1 tRNA gene is annotated in these 239 nt (G+C 49.8%); it reads right to left on the bottom strand.

The window, feature by feature from the left end:
* Positions 1-4 precede the first annotated feature (4 nt).
* Positions 5-81: transfer RNA gene (locus AN944_RS21245), tRNA-Asp, on the bottom strand.
* Positions 82-239 lie beyond the last annotated feature (158 nt).

Below are 239 nucleotides of genomic sequence, written 5' to 3' on the forward strand. Positions count from 1 at the left end.
ATGTTGGCGGAGCGGACGGGACTCGAACCCGCGACCCCCGGCGTGACAGGCCGGTATTCTAACCAACTGAACTACCGCTCCTTTAGCAAAATGCTTACGCGTAATGCTAAATGCTTTTTAAGTCGCTAACTTGTCAAGGTTAGTAGACTCGCTTTATCGTGATAAAGCTACTCTTTCGAGTAAATTAGGCGCTTGGCGATGACCTACTTTCACATGGGGAGACCCCACACTATCATCGG

The sequence above is a fragment of the Shewanella sp. P1-14-1 genome (assembly GCF_001401775.1).
GTDB lineage: Bacteria > Pseudomonadota > Gammaproteobacteria > Enterobacterales > Shewanellaceae > Shewanella > Shewanella japonica.